This is a genomic window from Capnocytophaga gingivalis ATCC 33624 (genome assembly GCF_000174755.1).
GTDB lineage: Bacteria > Bacteroidota > Bacteroidia > Flavobacteriales > Flavobacteriaceae > Capnocytophaga > Capnocytophaga gingivalis.
Window position 1 is genome coordinate 58400 of record NZ_ACLQ01000035.1, and the last position, 22860, is coordinate 81259.

Genomic DNA, 22860 nt, shown 5'->3' on the forward strand with positions numbered 1-22860 from the left:
TTTCGCTATGAAAGAAAACTTACTTTCCGCCATTAAGGCACACGATTTTACCGCCATTCGCAATATTTGCTTTGCGCTTTCAGAGGAAGAACGCAATGACCTTATACATACCTTGCAAACAGCCCGCTGGGAACAACTATATCACAACACCGATAAGCGTGCACCACGATTACAAAGCCTTGATATAGTATGCTTTTCTTATATATTTTTATGTGTATCCCGCAGTAGTGAGTCCCTCAAGAAAGCCGTAAAAGGATGTTATAGCTCTGATAAAGATATTGTAGCTGAGTTCTTGCAGTTTTATTTTCCGCACCTATTGGATTTGCTCACAACCCAAGAAGGGCAATACCTCATCACCACACTACAGTCTCTAAGAAAAAATCACTTTCTACAAGATACTACCTTTCAGAACCTTTGGACTTTGTACCAAAAGGGATTCATTGCCTTTGATGAAGACCTATTTATAGAAAAATTCTTCTTTTGGAACAATAAGCATATCACCGATGAACCTTTTGTCGATTTTCTATTGGAAAACAAGCAAATCAGCGAAAAGATTTTTGCCATAGTCCCCCAACATATCACCCAAGAGGTACCCTATCCTTCTGAGGCTTGGAAAGAGTTGTACAGTATTCTGCAAGCTAAAGGATATTTCGCAGACCGTAGTATCGTTGGCAGTCATATAGAGGCACTCCTAAATCCTTACAAAAAGAATATCCTTGACTTCTTTTGCCGTATTATTGAAACATTCGAGCCTACCCGTCAAGAGCTTTTATCTCATCAAAGCACCCTTTTTGCCCTGCTCAGTAGCGACAAAACATCGGTGGTGAACTTTGTGATGAAGCTCATCAAAGAGATAGCCAGCGAAAAAGGATTTGACTTCCAATCTTTTGCCGACAACTTTGCCCTGTGTTTTGCTACCCAAAAGATAGCCAAATCACAACTCATAGGTTTGGATATTTTAGCAAAGCATTACAAAAAACAACCTCCTACCCATATAGAATCCCGCGAACAATTAGCGGTACTCTTCACCGTCCCCGACGTAAAACTCCAAGAAAAAGTTGCCAGCTTGCTAACCACTTATTTTGGAGGAGAGGGATTAGCAGAGGTAGTAGCACCGTATCAGGATTACCTAAAAGGGAAGGCACAAGAGCTTCTCCAATCCTTACCCTCACCCAACTCATCAGAAACCTCTGAAACTGCCTGTGCGGCTCGCACCCCAAAAATTGCTCCTGCCGCTCGCACTCCTCATACTTGGGACGACCTGCTCTTCCTTATTGGCGACTGTATCCGTGAGCGTTCGCCTCTTGCTTTAGACCTTTTCTTTGAGGGCTTGAACCAGTTACAAGCGCAAATTCCTGCTGACTTCTCTCGGCAAATAAGTCCGTACCAAAAGCAGTTGGGCGAACAGCCTTTTGAATTTACCACCTACCGAAAGTGTATGCGCTGGGTGATTGATGTTTGGGAGGGCAAAGCCTCACTCTCCGATGATATTTTTGGCGGGAAGCTCTATAATCCTACGCCATTCCTCCGAGAGAAAACCAAGCGACTGCTCCTAAAGCTCAAGCAAGGCAACTCATTGCCCTTTGTCAGCACCCCCACTCACGCTCCGTTTTATATAGACCCGCTTACCTTTTTAGAACGTATCGCACAATATGAAAAAACTGAAAAATCCCCGATGTTAGAAGATGTTGTCGTGGGGCTCAACCGCTTGCTTCCTACGGAAGTTACCGAAGAACAAAAGCAATTGGCTCGTTCCCTTACGGGCAACTATGCTCCTGCCTTGCAATATTACTTTGAGGTAAACAAACAAATAGCTGTAACCGATGCTACACGAGTACTCTGGGGGCAAGTTTTACGCCTGAAAGACCTCGATGGAGTATTCCCTGAATTGGAAATCCCACAGAAAACCAACTTACAGGGCTTGGCGCATCCGTTTTATCTGAAATATGAAGTAAAACCTACCAAAATTAAGGGTGTAGAACTGAATAAAATCATTTTGGAGGACAATTGGGATAAAAAATATAGTGCTTATTCTCTCTACAATGACCTCGGAGCCAATTATTACAATGTATCACCAATGAGCAGGGCAACAGATGAGGATATCGACTATGGGCTCAGTCTAAACCCCCGCTATATAGATGGATGGCTGTGCAAGTACTTGCTTACCTACGCCCAAGGTGTGGAAGGGGAATCCCTCACCGAAGCTACCCGTGTGATGAGTCTGCTCCTTGAGCACCACTTGCCTATCTATCACGGTGGTTGGCTGATGGTTGCTACTTGTCTTTTAGCCGAAAGAAAACCCTTGCGCGATCTTGCTACCGAGTATATCCTTTTAGCACTCCAAAGAGGGGAAACGCTTACCTACCTTGCCGAAGCCATCGGGACGCTTTTAGCGCATAAATACGCCCCTATCGCTCGCTTTGTAGAGTTTTTGGATCTCCCCACCCGCGACCCCAAAGTAAAAGCTTTCCAAAAAAGTGTGGTAGAAGCCTATTTGCCTTTAGCTGAAAAATTAGAGAAGAAACCTACGAATCACAAAAAGTTAGCTGCTTTTAGCGATTAGGTATTACTTGTTAGCTCCCAGAGCTCCCATATTTGCTAATCAACAAATTATCCTTATCTTTGCCTAATAAATTGATAAATAAAATGAACGACTTTGAATATGCTTATCCGTTCGCCTCGGTGATAGAAGAGGCGAATGCTCACGAGAAGAATTTTATCTTTTCGCACTGTTCAGAACTCAAAGAAGACAATGCAGTGCCTTGTTTCTTTTGGGGAAATATCACCCAACCTTTTGTGGTGGCTAAGTGTCTTGCTACACTGGCGAAGACCGTAGCCTCTCAGTTTGCTATCGCCCCTGGAGTGCTTGCAAAATTGCGTGACCCCATTATCTCGGTAGGAAATGGTGAATTGCTTTTTGAGGGGTTCTCGTCCTGTAATAGCGTTTATGCCCGTGTAGGCTTGCGCAACGATGTGTTGGACGGCGATTTCTTGCAGAGCGGTTGTACCAATATCGATTTCAACGATGTAACCGTGCGCGCTTTCAATGCGGTAACCGCTTCCGAGAAAATGATACTTGGGATAGGCCAAAAGCAAACACATTTCATCACTGAAAAGCACAAATCTGTAGAGAAAAAAGTAACGCTCCCCAACCGCTGGATCAAAGGATTGGGCAACGTACAGGTATATCTTTCTGAAATGGATTTGGCATATCGCCTCAATAAAGCCGAAGCCATTCAGCTCTTCCGTTCTCTGCCCAAACAAGCTGTAAAAAACGATTATTACTTGGTAAAACGTGGCGTAGGTTACACTTTTGCACCTACCGCTACAGCAGGGGCTATCAAAATAGGAGGAGTACACCGTCTCAACCTCTTACAAGGCTTACTTCTGCTTGCCGATAGTCTTTACGTATATCGCAGTAGCAGTGAGCAATCAGTTGCTTTTGTGTTGCATTTCAAAGGAGTAGAAATGCTTTTCTTGCTGTCAGACAATGTATATCGAGGTTTTTCGGGTGAAGGAAAATACTTGGAGAATATGATTGAAGAAGTACCTATGGAATGGCTTGTGGGGATTAACAATTTCTTCAAGACCAACGAAGTATTTTCGCCTACGATGGTGGCTATTGAGAATGATGTGAATATGGGTACAATGGCGACCCTACAAGCATCGCTCTCGAGTATAGGACTATTAGGATACAACCTAACAGACAGCAATTATTTCTACCGCCGTTTGCCATTCAAACCCCAGCGATTGATAAGTCTGAACCCGCGATTGCAAAATGCCAAAAAACTCACTGAAAATAATGAAGTACAAATCGTAGAGCAACGCGGTGATTATGTAAAAGCCAATGTAAAAGGAACAGGGGGAGTGACCCATACTGTTATTCTTGATGGCGAGAAGGCACAATGTACTTGCAATTGGTACACCAATCACCAAACAAATCGAGGATTATGCAAACATATCTTAGCGACTAAGATGATAAGTCAGCAGTTAGATAACTAACCCATTAGACGCTGTAGAATAAGGGAGCGTACTTCTTCGCGTAGGGTATCTTTGTCTTGAAGAGTTTTGCCATGTGTATAGACAGGAGGTAATACATCTACCCTCATCACGCCCATACTGCCAGAGAAGAAGCGGAAAGGAAATCGCTTTTTGGTATCATAGAAAACCATAGGCACGATGGGTATTTGGCACTCAATAGCGATACGAAAGGCTCCGTCTTTGAAGCTGTCAAGGACTATTGATTCATCATCAGGAACACCTCCTTCGGGGAAGATGCAGATACTAAGCCCTTCCCCGATCCGTTCCATTGCTTGGGTATAGACTTCCCTCCTACTCTGAGGGCTTTTCCTATCTACCATGATGGCCACTCGCTTGTAGAAATAGCCAAAGAGAGGTAGTTTGGAGAGTTCCTTCTTCCCTACAAATACAAAGGGGTTCTTGCTACAATAGAGCATGAGCATAATATCCATCATACTATAATGATTGGCTACCAGCATATAACTATGATGGTCGTTTGGCACTGTATATTCACGTTTTATTTTAGGGAGAAAGCCCATCGCATATAGTATAGGCGTAGCCCATAGGTATCGCATTACCCAATAGAGAGAGCGATACCATTTTTTATGAGTGGTAAGCAGAAGCAATACTGGCAATAAAAGCACTATAAGAGTACCTACCAATATATAAAACCAAGTTCTCCAAAGTAACCAGAAGAGGTATTTAGGCATTAGGGAGTAGCTATTAGATATTGAAGGAATCACTTAATGAGCAGATTTTTTCAAGTAGCGATTAAAAAGAAAAATAGAAAAGGCCGTCAGTACCCCTAATCCGAAGATGATATACCAAAACTTATTAGGATGATAAGTATTCCATAACAGATCTGAAAGTTCTGTAGCAGAAAGATGCAATTTTTCTTGAGCTAACTCAAAGTATTGCTTCTTATTCAAGCTTTCTGGCAAGGTAATAGCACGTTTCTCCAATTCCATTTTTAGCAAAGAATGCTTATCCGACCACTTATCATATAAGTCCCCTGAGAAAAAACCTGTGAGATAACTCCCCACGGCCATAGGTAAGAAGTAAGTCCCTTGGTAGAGAGCCTCTTTCCCTTTAGGAGTGATTTTAGCAATAAAAGCTGAAATAGTAGGACCGACTGCTATTTCCCCTATCGCAAAAATAGCCGTTCCCAATACAGTGAAGATAACTTCCTTGAACATGAAAGTAAGAGTAACTCCTATGGTCATAACTATAGTCCCTCGAATCATAGCAGAAACCTGATCCATTTTCATCACAAAATAGGAAATTACCATCTGAGTTAGGATAATCATCACACAATCTATATTGCCAAACCACTCGGCTTTTATCTGTCCATGTTCAGTAAAAGTACTTCCAAAGAAAGGAATATTACGATTGATCCAGTCACTTTGCTGAGAAGAATCCACCCAATCTTCTATAAAATTGGGTAAAGTGTAAAACAATTGATTAAAAACTGTCCAAAAACCAACCATAAGAAGTAATAATATGGTTAGTTTTTTATCCTTAAGAGCACCTACTATGTTTTGTACAGATCCTTTTATCTCAGTTAGTAAGGGTATATTATACTTTCTTTCGGCTTTAGGCTCCTTATAGAAAAAAACAACTACCAAGAGATTAAAGACAATCACTACCATAGCTTGTACAAAAATCACCTTCCAACCCATAGTAGTACGTAGGTAGGACGACATAGCTGGTCCCAATAGTCCTCCTATATTACCCACCATATAGAAAAAACCAAAACCTAAGGTACTATTCTCTTCAGTGGTATGGCGTGCGATAATCCCCTGCACTACAGGGCGGAAGAAGCTACATCCCACCGCCGCTAAGAGGAATGCAAGATAAATATCCCAGTAGGAGACAGCTGTACCCATTAGGTAGTAGCCTACTCCCATAATGAGACAAGAGATTAGCAAGGAAAGCTTATAACCAATCCTATCGGCAATCACTCCAAAGAACAGCGGCAAAAGAAATAAAATGGCGGTGATTTGTGCCATAATATTTCCTTTTTGGGTATGAGTAAGCCCCAAGCCTCCCTCATCGGTACCAGCTACCAAGTAAAGGGCTAATAGTGAAAAGATACTAAAATACGCCCATCGCTCAGTTAGTTGTAGGAAATTCCCTATCCAAAAAGTAGATGAGAACGATTTTAGAGTCTGTGTATAGGTTTTCTTTGTTTCTGACATTCGTTAGTATTTGTTATGGGCGCAAAAGTACAAAAATAATGCCAAAAAACAAACCATTGTCAAGTACAGTCGTGTGGGCAATCAATAGCCTCATCTCTCTTTAGTCTTTATCATCATTTTATTATAGATATAAACAGAGATTATAGTGAAAGCCCCCATCGCTAAAACAAGAAACCACAGCTTATTAGGTTGGTAAGTATTCCAAAGAAACTCAGTAAGCTCAGCGGGGGACATGTGTAGTTGTTGCTCAGCTTGCTCAAAGAACTGTTTTTTGCTTAAGCCCTCTGGTAGAGAGAGCTGACGCTGAAGAAGTTCCACTTTGAGCAAGGAATACTTATCCGACCACTTTTGATACAGATCACCAGTAACAAAGCCTGTAAGATAATTCGCCACTGCCACCGGCAGGAACAGAGTCCCTTGGTAAAGAGCCTCTTTCCCTTTAGGAGTTATCTGAGCGACATAGGCATAGAGAGTAGGCCCTGCAATCATCTCCCCTATGGCAAAAATCACCGTACCTATGATGGTAAACCATACATTGTTAAAAACAAAAGTAAGCACTACTCCCAAAGTAGCGATCAGTGTTCCGCGAATCAGGGCACTGATTTGCCTAATACGCATCACCATATAGGAGATCGATACCTGAAAAAGAATAATCATCACACAATCGATATTCCCATACCACTCTGCTTTGATCTGTCCTTTCTCAGTAAGAGTAGTTCCTAAGAAGGGAATATACTTATTGATCCAAGCACTCTCTGGGGCAGAATCCACCCAGTCCTCTATGAAGTTGGGCAGGGTATAAAAAAGCTGATTATACACCATCCAATATCCCACCATAAGGAACAGAAGTATAGACAATTTCTTATCCCTAAGCGCTTCTATGATATTGCCAAAAGAACCCTTTATCTCCTGAAGAATAGGCACATTATACTCTCTGTTTATTTTTTTCTCTTTGTAGAAAAACAATACAACCAGAAGGTTGATAAAAATAATGATGGCTCCCTGTAGGAAGATAATACGCCATCCCATAGTAGTACGCAAATAGGAGGAAAAGGAAGGACCAAAGAATCCTCCTATATTAGCCATCAGATAGAAGAGCCCAAAGCCCATAGTGTTGGTCTGTTCATCAGTAGTACGGGCAATAATCCCTGATGCTACTGGTTTGAAAAGGCTACCTCCTATAGCCGCAAAAAGGAAAGCCAAATATACTGCCCAATAGCTACTTACGGTTCCCATCAGGTAATATCCCACACCTATGATTACAAAAGCAATAATAAGAGAAATCTTATAGCCTATACGATCCGCAATCACCCCAAAGAAAAGAGGAAGAAAGAATTGTATAGCTGTTACATTGGCTAATATATTTCCTTTTTCTACATGACTGAGCCCTAATCCTCCCTCATCTGTGGAAGCCACTAAATAAAGACCTAAAACAGAAAAAATACCAAACCAAGCACCACGTTCCATGATTTGGAGAAAATTGGCAACCCAAAAAGTAGGCGAGAAAGACTTAATTGTCTGAGAAAAGGACGGTTTGTTCTCCTGCATTTTTTATGTTTTAAAAAAAGACAAAACTACGTTTTTTCTCTTATTTAAAAGCAAATTATTTGTTAAAAATTTATTTTATACCTCACCAATTGAACTTTACCATCAACTCATGGATATTGCGTATGCTTGCTGAGGCCTTGGGCTGTAGCGTACTTTCGAATCCATAACCTACTGAGAGATAGAACTTAGGAATATTAAACAATATATATCCATTGGCCGCTTGAGTGGTTCTATAGGTAGCCCCTGCCTCCAAGAAACCCCTATAAATAACAGAAGCTGTAGCACTCAGCTGATATTGACTCCCTTTGGAAACATAGAATAGATAAGAAGGCTTCACTGTAAAGTCGTCTGTAAGAGGGAAGTAATACCCCCCAGTACTATAGAGAAGCATTCTTTCAGAGACTGTGGTTACCCTATCCTCTACAAGCTTTGTTTTATCCGAAGCGAGCAGGTTGGGAGCTGAAACTCCTATATAGAACTGCGGTCTTGTATAATAAACACCTACCCCTACATTGGGCTGGAATTTTCCTGAAATCCCTTGTAGATAAGGGTCATACTCCTTGTTATAGGTTTTAAATCGTGTTCCATCAAGGTAATATAAATTTCCTCCAGCCTTAAGCCCTAAATAAATAGTAGAACTTTCTGTAAGAGGTAAGGAATAAGAAAAATCAGCAAAAAAAGCGGTTTGCCTCTGTAGAAACACCTTATCACTGACCACCGAACCAGCTAAGCCTATACGATTGGTAATACGGTGAGTGGTATTGAGTGTCTGTACCTGAGGGGCATCTGCATTCAAGGATTGCATCCATTGGCTACGCAAGTTCAGTGAAATTGTATGTCCTTTTTCTTCTCCTACAGCAGCAGGATTATTTATATTCTTGAGCTGATCATAGAAGATAAAATCTGTAGATTGTGCATTGAGAACTTCCCCCAAAAGGGTTACTGTCAGAAATAATAAGATTTTTTGTGCTTTTTTCATTTGTTAGTAATTAATATACAACCATCCTTCTTTGGTTTCTTTCGCTTTTTTAAGAGTAAGTATATAGTAATAGAACCCTTGAGGTACTTTCATACCATCGGTACCTATTCCCTGCCATTGGTTTTTATATCCATTTGCCTGATAGATAAGCTGTCCCTGACGTGTGAATATTTGTAAGGTATTCTGTGGGTACAAGCTTATTCGCTGTATGTAGAAACTATCATTGATTCCATCACCATTAGGAGTAAATGCATTAGGAATCAGTACTATATCAAATTCGTTATCCTCCTCATCAGCTATTCCATCTCCATCAGCATCGGTATCACATACGTCCCCTACTCCATCCTTATCAGTATCTTTTTGGTCAGGATTTGCCTTCGCTGGACAATTGTCTTTCTCATTAGGGACTCCATCCCCATCTATATCGTCATCACACACATCACCTATGCCATCCCCATCAGTATCTACTTGATCAGGGTTGGCTACATAAGGACAATTATCCCGAGAGTTAGGGATACCATCATTATCCATATCCTCATCACATACATCCCCTACTCCATCTCCGTCAGTATCTGTCTGGTCAGGGTTTGAGGTCTTAGGACAGTTATCTTGGGCATTGAGTACTCCATCTCCATCTATATCCTCATCACAAGCATCGCCTATGCCATCCCCATCGGTATCTACTTGGTCTGGATTAGGGGTATCAGGACAATTATCTACCTCATCCAAGACCTTATCATTATCCCTATCTCCACTACATATATCACCTTTTCCATCTCCATCAGAATCTTTTTGGTCAGGATTGGGTTTGTAGGGGCAGTTATCCCTACCATTGGGGACACCATCCCCATCTATATCCTCATCACACACATCCCCTATACCATCTCCATCAGTATCTTTCTGGTCAGCATTGGGCGTATTGGGACAATTATCGTATGTATTGAGTACCCCATCTCCGTCCAGATCATCATCACATACATCCCCTATACCATCTAGATCGGTGTCCTTCTGATCAGCATTGGGTGTTTCTACACAATTATCTTGGCTATCCAAGATTCCATCACCATCCATATCTCCATCTTCACGTACTGTGATTGGCGCAAGGTTCACCGCCAAGAAAATATTCTCCTCAGCCCTGATCATAAACCTTCCTTGAGTAGTGGCCAAAGAAGTAGGAACTGTAAAGGTATAGCTACCATTATTCGGAATGTTCCGAGCCAATACGATAGGAAAAGTTGCTCCTTCATCCAAAGAGAAATAGATACTGACCTTCTGGGTATTGACACTTCCTTTGTCTGTATCAGCCACATCCCAAGTGATGGTATGAGGCTTATTGACAAACCAATATGCCCTATTCTTATCCGAGGTAACCTTAAAAGGTCCTGCATCGGAGGCTACATTGATCTCCATCAGGGCATAACTGGTATTCCCTGTTACCCGATCATGCTCTCTATCATTACGTGCTCCTACCTTCTTATCCATCACTACAAAAGCCCATGTAAGTTTTCTCTTCACATTGGAGACTGTCTCCCAAGCACTTCTTCGGGTAGGGTTTCTTTCGGTCAAGGTCCCTTGTAAGATACGTGACATACGAGGGATATAGCGCTGTGTGGACTCAGTGGGAGGAAGTGAACGTGCCATAGGCCCACGAGGAATATTAGGAGAGAAGCGATCATAGGTAATAGAACCCAAATTATCTGCTTGCTCCCAAGTGTAATAGAGCTTATCCCCATCAGGATCTGTTGCTGTACCATCAAGTACATAGGCAGTCCCTTTAGGAATAGTATAATTAGGCAAATCCGCTATCTGAGGGGGAGTATTACTTACATTCTCAGTGGTAGGACAACTTTGCTTTTTGATATAATCCACTATTTGTCGGACACTGATATGATTAAAATAAGGATCTGTACGAGATTGTACATCATTATTACCTGTAATCCCTGCATATCCCATGATTGTAGAGCCACTACCTGGTTCTACCTGTACTCCATAACCTTCATTCTGTAGATTGTGTGTATGGTTTGCTCCCATTTGGTGACCCAACTCATGGCAGAAGAAATCAATATCAAAGCGATCTATATCCATCGATCCTAAATTTCCTGCTGAAAAAGCCTTTCCCTTGCTGTTATCATCACACACACAGCCTATGCACCCTGCATTCCCATTGGGATTGGTGGTATTGTGGAACAAGTGCCCTACATCATAATTAGCCGTCCCGACCCTATCATCCAAGAATTTCTGTAACTGAGAACCTGTCCAATTTTGATTGATATAGTTTGAGAGATTATCATCCCTTCTATGTTCGATAAGTGTCTCCTCACCACTGACCAATTGGAACTGTACAGACATCTGGGAACGATATACTTGGTTAGCTCGCTGAATGGTTGAGGCGATCTGAGCAAGCGTCTGAATTTTCCCTCCGAAGTATTGTGTAAAACTGCTGGTAGCAGCCACCGCAATACGTATTGTCCGTAATGTATGTTCGCTCTCATAGCTATTACGTTGTGTAGCAGAAGAAGTGGGTGTTTTCTTAGCGGCACCTTGAGTAGTACAATCAAAATGTACACTCTCTAAGACATCACTTCTTTGATACACCTTATGATTTTTCCCTCTCTTATCGGTAGGTTGTACAAAAGTATAACTAAAATCCTGTTGAAATATAGCCGACAACCCCGCTGGAGACCAAGTGAAGCTAACTAATTGATCTGAATTATCAAGAGCATAACCCGAATAGGTCTCTATCTGAGGATATCTCTGTGCCAACTCAGGAGAAAGTACTGCTGTCCTGCGTACCTTATAGGTTTTTACGGAAGTACCATCCGGTATATCTATATAGGTATAGTCTTGGGACGAACGTGCACTTGTGTTGTGCAAAGCTTTTTCAAAAGCCTTTCTTTCAAGAGTGTAATAAGTGTAAGTTTTTTCCTGTGCTGTAGATCGTTGTGTATTATTCTCTTTCCAATAAGATTGTGCGTAGAGTTTTGGCCATGAGAATAAAAGTAATAACAACACCAAAGAACGTAATTTGATTGTGAACATGAAGATTTGTTTTAGATAAAAGTATTTTTATTTAGATTATTTATTTGTTTTTATAAGCGTTGCAAAGTTACTACTTTTTACTGAGATTTTTAGATAAATTTTATATCCTTGCTAAGATTTCTTCTTTAATACCCTACAAATGAATGTATTAATTTAAAAAATTTAACATTTAATCAAAAATACATTAGTAAATATCACTATGTATTTAGATTTTTTTAGCTATTTTTTTTAATTCACATCTTAAAAATAGTCTATCATAATTTGGATTAAAAAAGAATTAAACGTAAATTTGCAGCCAAAGATGTTATTTATAATTAATCTTAGTTTATTTCTACATTTCTGAAGATTATCATACATGAGCCTTATCTTAAGTTCATATAAAATAAGAATTAATTTTTACAATCTATAATTTACACAAAAATGAGAAAAATAATCATCTGCTCAGTGATGCTCCTAAGTCTCACTACTACAGTGCAATGTACTAAACAAACTACCGAAGAGCGTGAGGTAGAACAAGCTGGATCTGCTATCCTAAGGGGGGAAACGCCTCCTGTAGATAGTGTGGGAAAAGTTGGGGATTATTACATTAATGAAAAAACAGCAGAGTTCTATGGTCCCAAAAAATCTGCCGAAGAGGGAGGTTGGGGTGCTCCTGTTCGCTTTGGAAAAGATATCAGTAGCAAAGCACGTATCCTCTCCGGCACTGGAATGCCTAAGAATACTGATGGAAACGAGGGGGATTGGTATCTTGATAAAGAGACTAAAAAACTCTATGGCCCCAAGACTAAAAACCAATGGGGAAATGGTATCGTACTGGGAGGAAACCCTAACAATGGTTCCAATCAGGATAACGATGCTTCCTTACCTAATTACCGCTTAGGAGATGAAGGGAAAACCCTGCTTGCTTGGACGAACCCTAAAACTCAAGTTATTGATATGCGTAAGGATGCCAAGCTAAACCAAGTAGAAAAGCTCGAAATTGGAGCTGTTTCTGAGCAACGTGCTTTACAGAAATTTGTTCTCGGCGACCAAGTGGGAATCATAGGAGCCTCTGCTTTTAAGAACTGTTTTTATTTGGAAGAATTTGTATTCAATCGCAAACTAACTACCATAGAGGAAACTGCCTTTCAGTATTGCTTATACTTGGAAACCATGGAGCTCCCTGAAGGATTGGAGGTCTTAGGCCAGCAAGCCTTTGTCAGCTGTGTAAAACTTAAAAAAGTAGTAGTTCCTTCTACTTGTAAAAATATACATGGGGCTGCTTTTGAAAAATGTGAAGCCTTAGAAGAAGTTGTCCTCAAAGAAGGTATAGAGAATATCTATACCAATGCTTTTCAAGGTTGTAAAACCCTACGAAAGGTGGTATTTCCAGCTTCTTTGAAAGGCTTAGGTGCTGGAATCTTCAAGGATTCTGGGGTGACAGAGGTGACTTTCAAAGGAAATGTTCCTGAGAGTGGTCTCGGACAGGGTACTGGAAGTCCTTTCGAAGGAGTCGCTACTCTTGAAAAAATCTATGTCCCTGAGCAGTTCATAGAGGATTATAAAGCTCAACTCTCTGACTATAAAAATATTATTCATCCTATTAAATAATAATTCCATGGGAAATCTAATCAAATCAATTGTTATATCTACCTTGGGATTATTCACTATCGCCTTTATCTCTACCAGTTGTAACAAGGAAACAGTAGAGCAGCTCAAGGTAAAAAAAGCCAGTCGTATCTATATAGGTGACGGCACTCCACTCTTGGACAAAGGAGAAGCAGGTGATTATTATATTGATAAACTCACAGGACTTCTCTATGGCCCCAAATCCGAAGAAAATGGTTGGGGAAAAAATCCTATCAAGCTCCTTGATGACAAGCAGTTATCTGGTAATACTTTTGTATCTGGTCAAGGTGCTCCCTCAGCTGACCAAGGAAAAATAGGTGACTTATACATTGACAAACAGAATCTTAAGATGTATGGTCCTAAAAGTGAACAAGGTTGGGGCAACCCTTACGAATTGGGGGATAGAACCCCTCATACTCCCAAAGACGAATGGCCTGACTATAGGCTTAGCAAAGATGGCAAAACCCTCCTTGCTTGGGTAAACCAACGTACTATACACATTGACATGCGTACTGACTCGAAACTCAATCAAGTAACTACTATTGCCAAAGAAGCTTTTACCCCTTCGTATGGTCTTACTTCTATTATCATTTCTGACAATGTAACCAAAATAGAAGAAAGTGCTTTCTCCGCACTGCCCTTCTTAGAAGTGGTCACTCTTCCTGGTAGTATCAAGGAAATTGTACGAGGACTATTCAACCAATGTCCTAGACTTAGGGTCATCAATCTTAATGAAGGAATACAGAGCATAGGAGATTTTTCTCTCTCAGATGCAAGTTTTGAAGAAATTAACCTACCTTCCTCCGTACGCAAGATAGGTGGATATGCCTTTGCCAACAATGAAAAACTACTGAAAATAAAACTGCGTGAAGGCCTTAAAGAAATCGGAAGTAGTGCTTTTGCCCATTGTACAGAACTCACTCATTTTGAGATTCCTGCAAGTGTAGAACGCATAGGAGAAGGAGCTTTTTCAGACTGCCATAATGTAAATACCCTTGTACTCCACTCCAAAGAGATTCCTAAGTGGCCTAACTATCACTTAGCTGATTTCGAAGAACTTGTGGACATATACGTTCCTGATGAAAGTGTAACCCTCTACAAAAATGACCCAGAATGGGAACCCGATTGGGGAAAGATAAAACCTATCTCCAAAATGCCCAAACAATAAAAAGGAGTTTGACTTAGCCTACACTGATGTAGGCTAAGTCAGCCCCTAATCATTCTTCTATTTTTTAATTCCAACTATCACTTTATGAAAAAAGTATTCTTAGCCAGTTTAGCCATTTTCACAGCTATTCTTATCCTCAATTGTAGCAAAGAGGAATCCAAAAACAACGCTTCTTTGAAGCCGTTCGAACTTACCCCTACCGAGGTAAAAGTACCCATAGGAGAAACTACAACACTTACCATTAGCTCTGGCAATGGCTCATATAGAATTAATCAAAGTACTGAAAGTAAGGAAATTGTAGAAATCACTCTAAACAACGAAAATCAAAATATCCTTATAAAAGCTCTTAAGTCAGGTACTACAACCGCCTCTGTCACTGATCTGCTCAGCAAGACAGATCTTACTATCTCCATACAAGCAATCATTCCTCCTTCTTACTATACCTTGAGTGAAGACAAAAAAACACTGCTTAAGTGGAATGATACTCATTTGGAAGAACTTGACCTTTCTTCTGACCCTATTCTCAAAGAAATTACTTCTATCGGACAAGGTGCTTTCAAGGAAAATAGTACCCTAAAGAAAATTACACTTCATGAAAAGATTGTTTTCCTCTCTAAGGAAAGCTTTGCAAAGGTATCCAAATTAGAGACTATCAAGCTACCTAATTCTATAACTTCTATAGGTGAAGGTGCTTTTGCTGGTTGTACAGCACTAAAGGAAGTTACACTTCCTGAAAATGATTCCTTTACCTCTATTCCTAAAAGAGCTTTTGAAGAATGTAAGAGCCTTAGTACCTTACACCTTCCTAACACAATTAATGAGATAGGTATTCTTGCTTTTGCTGATGCAGGGCTCAAGGAAATACATTTCCCTGAGAACCTACTGACAATTAACCAGCAGGCTTTTGCTGGCAATAAAGAGCTTACTGAAATTACAATTCCTAAGAATGTGACCCTTATCAGCTTAGCGGCTTTCCAAGAAACAGCCCTGAAGACTATTAAAATAGAAGCCACCCTCCCACCTGCCCTGAAGTTTGGCATAGACTCCCAAACACAACAAGCGATAGAACCTTTCCCCTCCTCTACCCTACAGAATATCTTTGTTCCTGAGCATGTGACCCAGACCTATCGTGACAAAGAAGGATGGCATAACTACGCTACTATTATCAACAAAAACAGGGAATTCAAGCACTTAATTATCCGCCCTACTGAGGTAACTCTTTTTGTAGAGGAGGTAAAACAGTTAGAAATTGTATCTGGAAACGATGATTATGATCTCGAAAGATCAGAGAGCTCTAAAGAAATTGCGTTCATTGGAATCACTAACAATCAGAAAATATTAGGTATCCGAGGAAAAAAAGTAGGCGCTTTCAAAGCTACCATTGTGGATAAGATAACCAAAGAGAAAGTAGAAATCTCTATCACAGTACTCAATTCTTTTACACTTTCTCCCAAGCAATTAACTCTTACTGTTGGGCAGAGCAAAGAAGTTATCATAGATGGCAATGGAGACTATGAAATCCCTACCAATACTCATGTAACCCTGAGTCTTTCTGGAGATAAAAAGAAACTTATAGTCAAGGGATTACAAGAGGGAGATACACAAGTGGTTATCAAGGATAAGAAAGCCAATCTGTCAGCTACCCTAAGTATCAAAGTAATGGCCGCAGCACCCTCTATCAAAGAATTTAGCCTATCTGCAAGCCAACTCACTCTAAAGATGAACGAAGAGAAAAGAGTAATCCTACAAGGAAATGAAGATTATGAGATAGGAAACTGCCAAATCGCACAGCTTACCCTATCAGATGATAAGAAAACGCTTACTGTAAAAGCAGTAAAAGCAGGAGAAGAAACCATTAAGATAAAAGACAAAAAGGCGAACAAGGAACTGCCCTTACATATTGCTGTCCTAAGGCCTTTTAGTATCAATCCTAGTACTTTGAATATCAAAGTAGGGCAAACTCAATCCATTGCTATAGAGGGAGGAGGACGTTACCAGATAAGTCAAAACTCTTTGGTAGAGGTAGTCTCCCAGAGCGAACATCTGATTACCTTCAAAGGGAAAACTGTAGGTAGTGGAAGTATCTCTATCAAAGACGAGCGTGCCAATAAGACCCTTGAGCTTACTGTAAAAGTTACACAAGCTTTGGTTCCCTTTCATATCTCCCCTTCTACCATACATGTGAAAGTAGGTGAGACAAAGACTGTAACTATCACCGGCAATGGAAAATATGAACTAAGTAAAACCTCCAGCCCTTATGTAGAACTAACCCTTAACCAAGCAGGAACACTTACTATCAAGGGAAAAGCCAAGGGAGAAGAAACACTCTATGTACGTGACCTCAATAGTGTTAGTGAAGAGAAAGACAAAAATGACGACAAGGATCATGATTCCGAGGACAATGAAGAAGCCAAAAACTATGAGTCTCGTAAACTCACCATTACGATACTCCCCGCTACTATGGAGAAACAATTCGAAGCGGATGGATATACTCTTAACAAATGGCTGGATATGAGTACTGAAGAGGTGGATTTCACCCAGATTCCCGCACTAAAAAATATAGGAATGATAGGCGAAGGGGCTTTCAAAGGACTTACACAGCTAAAAAAGATAGTTTTACCCAGTAGCCTTGAGTATATAGATTCTGATGCTTTCGCTCATTGTTCCCTCTTAGAATCTGTTAAATTGCAAGGAAATAACTTAGATGAGATAGCAAGAGGCGCCTTCTCTGACTGTAGAAACCTCCGACGTTTGGATATACCTTCCTCTGTTCGCAAGATCAATGGAGAAGCTTTTAATGGCTGTACTTCATTAAGAACCATTATTCTCAGACACACCTCTGTTTGCTCCTTACATATGGCCATGGGGTATATAGAAAACTTAGTTGCCATCTATGTACCTGATTCTCTTGTAGAATCCTACAAAAATGATATGGACTGGGAACTTTATAAAAACAAAATAAAGCCTATTTCTGAGCTAACTAATAGAAAAATAAGAAAATAATTACTTATAAAGATGAAAAAAATATATATACTTCCGTTACTTTCCTTACTACTATTTGCTTGTCAAAAGGAGAACTCTCAAGGAAAAGAAAACCCTGGCAAGCCTACACCAGAGAAGCCTCAGCCTACACCTATACCTCCTACTCCCCCTACCAAGGAGAAGACCCCTGAGGAATTACTCGAAGGAGAATGGCGCTTGCTTTCTATCAAAGATAGCAATGATCCTTTGGAGAGAGAACTCTCCAACTGTAAGCGACAATCCTCTATTACCTTTTCCAAAGAGTACAAAGCATCAGAAGTTTCTTATTACTTAGACAAAGAATTGGGAGAATGCAAACATAATTCTCACCAATATACCGTAAGTATTCAGAAGGATCAACTTACCCTTACAGAAGGAACCCAAAAAGAGACTTACACCTATCAGATTCAGGAAAATATTCTTACCCTTAGTTTCCCTCTAAAACAGAAAGATGGAAAAACTATCACAGTAACTACCACCTATAAAAAGCATTACCTATACAATCCTAAAAAGGAATTGGTGGGTACTTGGTATATTCATCACTTAAAAAGAGCGGGATATGATTACAATGATATACTGGAAAATGGACAATGTATGACTAAAGAAAAGATCATATTTACAGATACAGATATCAAAATCTATCAATATGATTTGGGTAGCTTACAGTGTAAAGAAGTCATTTACCAAGGAGCATATGAGATTTCTGAAGATCTGAGTAAAATCATCGTTACCTCCAAAAGAAATGGATTCAAAGGTAACCGAGAATTCTTCCTCAATGATGGCACTTTGGAACTGTTTGGATATATAGCCAATGGGGATTTAGAACAGAAATTTTATAGAAAAGAAAAGAAATATACTGATGAGTAATAGGATTTTTTTCACCTTATTTTTCTCTTTATTCCCATATATCCTCCTCTCTCAAGAAGAAAAAGATAAGATGTATTCTTTGGATTCTGTGGTCGTATCTGCTCAAATAGAACCCCAATCGATTAAGAAATCTGTTAAGAATGTACAGGTCATTAGCAAGGAACAGATTCAAAAAATGGGTGCAGTAAACCTCGCTGATGTGCTCAACCAATATGTCAATATCACAGTGCTTCCCAATGTCAATACTGGAAAACAGACAGTATCCATGATGGGATTAGGAGAAAACTATTTCAAGGTTCTGGTAGATAATATCCCCTTAGTCAGTGAGAATGGTTTTGGTAATAATACAGACCTTTCACAGGTGAACTTGGACGATGTAGAACGTATCGAAATTGTAGAGGGAGCTATGGGGGTCACCCATGGAGCTAATGCTGTCACGGGTATACTCAACATCATTACTAAGAAATCAAATAAACATCGTTGGGAAGTGGGCTATACCATACAGGAAGAAAGTATTGGTTCCGAATACAATCTTTCGAATAAGGGACGACATATACAAACCTTCAAGGCCTCTCATAGCCTAAATGATTCTTGGTTTTTCTCCTTGGGAAGTACTCATAATAAGTATCAAGGATTTTGGAATGGATATCATGGAAAAAACTATTTCCAAACAGATGGGAAAAGAGGGTATCGCACCTCTCCCTATGAGAGCCTACAGAGCAATGCTCTACTTAGCTATCGAAAAGATAAGCTAAAGCTCCTCTATAAGTTTGAATATATGAACGAACGGTTTGAGGCTTATGATCGCACTGCTGAATCTACCTTTAGTCCGCTCTACAGAAGTTATCATTTTGGGGATGACCGTCGTGATTTTTATTTGCGCTATTTCCATCATCTGAATCTCAATGGAGCACTCTCTAAGTGGCTCTATAATGTTTCTTTTTCTTACCAATACCAAGAACGCAAAGAAGAAGAGTTTCGCTATATGATCGAGTATCAAAAGGAAATCAATAATAAGGAAAGAAAAACACATTCGATGCGGGTATTCTACTCCACCGGAAGTGTAAGTCGTCCCTTAGCCCACAAGAAACTCCTCTGGCAAATGGGGTATGAACTGACACGTAATACCGGATTCTCCTTGATCACTGATCAAGGACAAACCCTCAAGGAAGTAGAGCGACAGGTGGATAACTATGACCTATATTCTGTATTAGAATGGCATCTTTCTGATCATTTTTCCCTTCGCCCTGGGGGCAGAGTTTCCTTCCAGCGTCTTTTTCAGAACCAATATGCTTATTCCTTGGGTAGCAGATGGACTCTTGATAACCATTGGGAATGGAGGGCTTCTGTAGGAAAATCCTATAGAACTCCCAGCTTTGAGGAACTATATACTAAGAGTGTCTTCTTAGGGCATGCTTTCTTAGGAAATGAAAACCTACTTCCTGAAAAAGGCCTCTCGGCAGAGACCAGTATCAAAAAAACTTCTCTCATAAGAGAGGAAGGGGTACTAACCCAGAGCTTAGGGCTTGATTATAACAATATCAAGGACAAAATCCATAGTGTACTCTTGGATATGACCAATGGAATGCCACATACGCAATATATCAATATCAGTAAGTACACAAGCTATAACCTCTCTACCTCTCACAGTCTAAAGCTATCAGCCTGGGAGGCTTCTCTAAGAGGTGCTTTTACTTGGATTTCTCAAAAAATTGATACAGAACGCTATAGGACTGATGATCGCTACCTACTGAATATCAATGCCAATGCTAGCCTTTCCTATACAGTAGAGAAGTGGAACACTTCTTTTTCAGCTTATTACAAATTCGTAGGAAAGTCTCAGATGTGGCAAATGTCCAGTACAGGATATGTCATAGCTGACTTAGACCCCTATGGGTGGTTGGATGTTTCTATACAAAAAAGATGCTTTCAGCGAAAGTTAGAAATCACCTTAGGCTCACGAAATGTACTTAATACTATGGATGTGGGACTGTATCAAAAAACTATGGCTGGGGAAAAAGTGCGACTTAACTTTCCTATGGGAAATGGACGAAACTATTTTCTAAAGCTTACTTATAACCTGAATATAAATTAATTACATAAAGATATGAGAAAATATTTTTTGATGCTCTCCCTCATTGGAGGGCTATTGGTAAACTGCTCTAAAGCAGATGAAACGGAGAAAAAACCGCTTCCCCCTACCCCCTCCCCAGCTCCTACCCCTTCTCCTGAGAAGAATCTTATAGAAGCAGGTAAGGCATATACCCTACTCCCTGAAGTAGGTGGAGCTAACGAACCCAATCAGGTATATGTAGATCTCAGTTCTGGGAAAATGACTTCCATAAGAAGAGATGCTTGGGACTTGGCTTTCTATTGTGGAGACGATTTCAGGGTTATCCTAAATCCCTCTATTGCTATGACGGTAAAGGAAACTCCTTTTACCGATATACACAAGTTTGTAGCTCCTGTATCTGAAATTCTCTTTGATGATGACCCTAAGCTACCTTCTCGAAAACCTATTGCCGATCACCTAATTGATGATCCTAGAGGTATCCTACAAGAAGAAGCAGGACTAAAAGGAACCGGTACGGCTATTGCACAGATTTCTGAAAAGGAAGAAGAAAATAAAGTATACCTCCTAAACCTTGGGAATGAGATAAGTACCACTACTCCTGAAACTGGAGGTATAAACCTACAAGGAGCACACCGAGGTTTTATGAAGATACGTGTAAAAAGAAGTGGTAATGGATATGAGATCTCTTATGCCAAAAATGATGAACTCAAAGATATCAAAACTGTTACTATCTCTAAAAATGCAGATTATAACTTTGTTTTCCTAAACCTCTCCACTGGAAAAACCGTACAAGTACAACCCAAAAAGAAGGATTGGGATCTATGCTTTACCCCCTCTACTAGTTGGTTCAGTACTGAAAAAGAGAAAATAGGTTCTCCTTTTAATAGTACTACTTTTTTTCCTGATATGATTATCAGTAACCTACATGGCCAAACGAAAGCTACTATATTTCAATCCTCTGATAAGAGTGAAGAAAAGCGTAATGTTGAATATAGCGCTTATACGAAGGAGAAAGCCTTGAAAATTAATTTTTCTTTAGAAAAATATAATAACCAGATGATTATAGGTAGAAATTGGCGTGATAATCAATTGGGAGCTCTTATAAGAAATGAGTTATTTTATCTTATCAAAGATGGAGATGGAAACTACTTCAAGCTCAAGATATTATCTATGAAAAATGATAAAGGAGAGCGTGGTTACCCTGCCTTCGAATATGAGTTGCTAAAGTAGAGACAAAGGGTAAAACAAAAAGGCTGTCTGAAAAGTCTAAAATATTGTCTTTCAAAAGTTTAAATTGAATATTTTTATATTTTATTCTATTGAAAATCAGGTATTTTAGATTCTGTTGTAGGGGCAAAGTCCGCGAACAAGCGGAGTATGTGATGCAATTTGCCCGCTAAAAACAAGACTTTTCGGACAGTCTCTTTTTTAGCACCTCTCGGCTACTTCCTTACAATCTCTCCTTATCTTCTTATAGAAAAGCGGATAGGTAAGCCAGTAGAAGAGCCATACAATAGGCATTAGTATCCATATAGCAAAGTACAGATATGCATGGAAACACTTAAGAAGAAACTTCCTCCGGGGACTCTGATAAATAGCTCTTGCCCAAATTCTAAACAAACGATTAGCTTTCTTTTCAGCTGAGAGTAGAAAAGGCTTTACTTGTACCCCCCCTTGAGCAACAATCTCTTTTTGTAAAGACTGCTGATACTCTCCTTTTTGTGAATGGTTTAAAACCAATTCTCCGTATTGAGTAGCATTGGTTATATCCTTCTGAGAAACTCCTGGTAGAGGGAAAACACCTAAGTACTTATCTTTCTTGCCTGTAAAGAGCCAATGAACAATTGTCAGCACACTGATATGGTTATAATGGCGATCAGTAAGAGCAATATTAGCAACTATACAGGCACCCTTCTTCACAAGCATACTTCGCACTTTCTCTTGTGCTTTTATCCACATATTACGAGTCCCTGAAAGAGTTACTACTGGTTTTCCCTCCAAAAGTGCTCGTGCTTGCTCACTTTTAAGAAAGGAAGTCACCGGAATAGATGGGGAAAGATACCATACTTGGTAGGCTAAAACCACAAGATCATATTCTTGTGTCTCGATATCAGGAGGCATTGCCTTTATTGGTTGAGGTAACTCTAAAAAAGACTCTGGAAAAGCCCCAAAAAAACTCTCATTTGTCCATGGAAAAGGATAAGGAGTCTCCATTTGTATCTCATAGAAATCTACAAGTATCCCTTGTTTTTGAAAAGGAGCTACAAAATTATCCGCTATTTCCTTGAGTTGACCTGACTGGGTGTAATATATGACTAATATACGTTTCATCCGAATT

At 39.9% G+C, this 22860-nt stretch carries 14 protein-coding genes; 8 read left to right on the forward strand and 6 right to left on the reverse strand.

Annotated elements, in window-relative coordinates; genetic code table 11:
- The first annotated feature begins 7 nt into the window (after positions 1-7).
- Positions 8-2563, forward strand: a complete 2556-nt coding sequence (locus CAPGI0001_RS11635) for a DUF6493 family protein (RefSeq protein ID WP_002670512.1) — start codon at positions 8-10, stop codon at positions 2561-2563.
- A gap of 83 nt (positions 2564-2646) precedes the next feature.
- The gene (locus CAPGI0001_RS11640) at positions 2647-4002 is read left to right on the forward strand and encodes an SWIM zinc finger family protein (RefSeq protein WP_002670747.1); all 1356 of its coding nucleotides are present in this window, start codon (positions 2647-2649) and stop codon (positions 4000-4002) included.
- Here CAPGI0001_RS11640 and CAPGI0001_RS11645 read toward each other — a convergent pair.
- The 5 genes from CAPGI0001_RS11645 to CAPGI0001_RS11665 all read right to left on the reverse strand — a co-directional run bounded on the left by CAPGI0001_RS11645 (position 3999) and on the right by CAPGI0001_RS11665 (position 11784).
- Positions 3999-4730, reverse strand: coding sequence for a lysophospholipid acyltransferase family protein (locus CAPGI0001_RS11645; RefSeq protein WP_002670556.1), 732 nt, complete (start codon positions 4728-4730; stop codon positions 3999-4001). The genes CAPGI0001_RS11640 and CAPGI0001_RS11645 overlap by 4 nt on opposite strands.
- 33 nt (positions 4731-4763) lie before the next feature.
- Entirely contained in the window at positions 4764-6218 is a 1455-nt protein-coding gene (locus CAPGI0001_RS11650; protein WP_002670571.1) for an MFS transporter, read from the reverse strand.
- 90 nt (positions 6219-6308) lie between these two features.
- Positions 6309-7766, reverse strand: coding sequence for an MFS transporter (locus CAPGI0001_RS11655; protein ID WP_002670502.1), 1458 nt, complete (start codon positions 7764-7766; stop codon positions 6309-6311).
- An 82-nt stretch (positions 7767-7848) separates the two neighbouring features.
- Positions 7849-8745: a PorP/SprF family type IX secretion system membrane protein gene (locus CAPGI0001_RS11660; RefSeq protein ID WP_002670698.1), complete on the reverse strand. Its 897-nt coding sequence runs from the start codon at positions 8743-8745 to the stop codon at positions 7849-7851.
- Positions 8746-8748: 3 nt separating this feature from the next.
- Entirely contained in the window at positions 8749-11784 is a 3036-nt protein-coding gene (locus tag CAPGI0001_RS11665) for a thrombospondin type 3 repeat-containing protein (protein WP_002670432.1), read from the reverse strand.
- A gap of 420 nt (positions 11785-12204) precedes the next feature.
- On the opposite strand from CAPGI0001_RS11665, the gene CAPGI0001_RS11670 reads away from it, so the two are divergent.
- From CAPGI0001_RS11670 to CAPGI0001_RS11695, 6 genes are all read left to right on the forward strand, one after another.
- The gene (locus tag CAPGI0001_RS11670) at positions 12205-13374 is read left to right on the forward strand and encodes a leucine-rich repeat domain-containing protein (protein ID WP_111986515.1); all 1170 of its coding nucleotides are present in this window, start codon (positions 12205-12207) and stop codon (positions 13372-13374) included.
- Between the two features lie 7 nt (positions 13375-13381).
- A complete protein-coding gene (locus tag CAPGI0001_RS12645) occupies positions 13382-14560 on the forward strand; it encodes a leucine-rich repeat domain-containing protein (RefSeq protein ID WP_002670681.1) in 1179 nt (392 codons plus the stop codon).
- 84 nt (positions 14561-14644) lie between these two features.
- Entirely contained in the window at positions 14645-17563 is a 2919-nt protein-coding gene (locus CAPGI0001_RS11680; protein ID WP_002670417.1) for a leucine-rich repeat domain-containing protein, read from the forward strand.
- A gap of 12 nt (positions 17564-17575) precedes the next feature.
- Positions 17576-18448, forward strand: coding sequence for a lipocalin-like domain-containing protein (locus CAPGI0001_RS11685; protein WP_002670588.1), 873 nt, complete (start codon positions 17576-17578; stop codon positions 18446-18448).
- Positions 18441-20543: a TonB-dependent receptor plug domain-containing protein gene (locus CAPGI0001_RS11690; RefSeq protein WP_002670447.1), complete on the forward strand. Its 2103-nt coding sequence runs from the start codon at positions 18441-18443 to the stop codon at positions 20541-20543. Before CAPGI0001_RS11685 ends, CAPGI0001_RS11690 begins: the two co-directional genes overlap by 8 nt.
- Before the next feature lie 12 nt (positions 20544-20555).
- Positions 20556-21752 carry an HmuY family protein gene (locus tag CAPGI0001_RS11695; protein WP_155813486.1) on the forward strand — a complete coding sequence of 399 codons (1197 nt, stop codon included), beginning with the start codon at positions 20556-20558 and terminating at the stop codon, positions 21750-21752.
- Between the two features lie 198 nt (positions 21753-21950).
- On the opposite strand, the gene CAPGI0001_RS11700 is transcribed toward CAPGI0001_RS11695, so the two are convergent.
- A complete protein-coding gene (locus CAPGI0001_RS11700) occupies positions 21951-22853 on the reverse strand; it encodes an NADPH-dependent FMN reductase family protein (RefSeq protein ID WP_002670462.1) in 903 nt (300 codons plus the stop codon).
- Between the last annotated feature and the right edge of the window lie 7 nt (positions 22854-22860).

Bases quoted from the DNA above. Each gene is read 5' to 3' on its own strand.
- CAPGI0001_RS11635 (WP_002670512.1), top strand. From the start codon at position 8: ATGAAAGAAAACTTACTTTCCGCCATTAAGGCACACGATTTTACCGCC.
- CAPGI0001_RS11640 (WP_002670747.1), top strand. From the start codon at position 2,647: ATGAACGACTTTGAATATGCTTATCCGTTCGCCTCGGTGATAGAAGAG.
- CAPGI0001_RS11645 (WP_002670556.1), bottom strand. From the start codon at position 4,730: ATGCCTAAATACCTCTTCTGGTTACTTTGGAGAACTTGGTTTTATATA.
- CAPGI0001_RS11650 (WP_002670571.1), bottom strand. From the start codon at position 6,218: ATGTCAGAAACAAAGAAAACCTATACACAGACTCTAAAATCGTTCTCA.
- CAPGI0001_RS11655 (WP_002670502.1), bottom strand. From the start codon at position 7,766: ATGCAGGAGAACAAACCGTCCTTTTCTCAGACAATTAAGTCTTTCTCG.
- CAPGI0001_RS11660 (WP_002670698.1), bottom strand. From the start codon at position 8,745: ATGAAAAAAGCACAAAAAATCTTATTATTTCTGACAGTAACCCTTTTG.
- CAPGI0001_RS11665 (WP_002670432.1), bottom strand. From the start codon at position 11,784: ATGTTCACAATCAAATTACGTTCTTTGGTGTTGTTATTACTTTTATTC.
- CAPGI0001_RS11670 (WP_111986515.1), top strand. From the start codon at position 12,205: ATGAGAAAAATAATCATCTGCTCAGTGATGCTCCTAAGTCTCACTACT.
- CAPGI0001_RS12645 (WP_002670681.1), top strand. From the start codon at position 13,382: ATGGGAAATCTAATCAAATCAATTGTTATATCTACCTTGGGATTATTC.
- CAPGI0001_RS11680 (WP_002670417.1), top strand. From the start codon at position 14,645: ATGAAAAAAGTATTCTTAGCCAGTTTAGCCATTTTCACAGCTATTCTT.
- CAPGI0001_RS11685 (WP_002670588.1), top strand. From the start codon at position 17,576: ATGAAAAAAATATATATACTTCCGTTACTTTCCTTACTACTATTTGCT.
- CAPGI0001_RS11690 (WP_002670447.1), top strand. From the start codon at position 18,441: ATGAGTAATAGGATTTTTTTCACCTTATTTTTCTCTTTATTCCCATAT.
- CAPGI0001_RS11695 (WP_155813486.1), top strand. From the start codon at position 20,556: ATGAGAAAATATTTTTTGATGCTCTCCCTCATTGGAGGGCTATTGGTA.
- CAPGI0001_RS11700 (WP_002670462.1), bottom strand. From the start codon at position 22,853: ATGAAACGTATATTAGTCATATATTACACCCAGTCAGGTCAACTCAAG.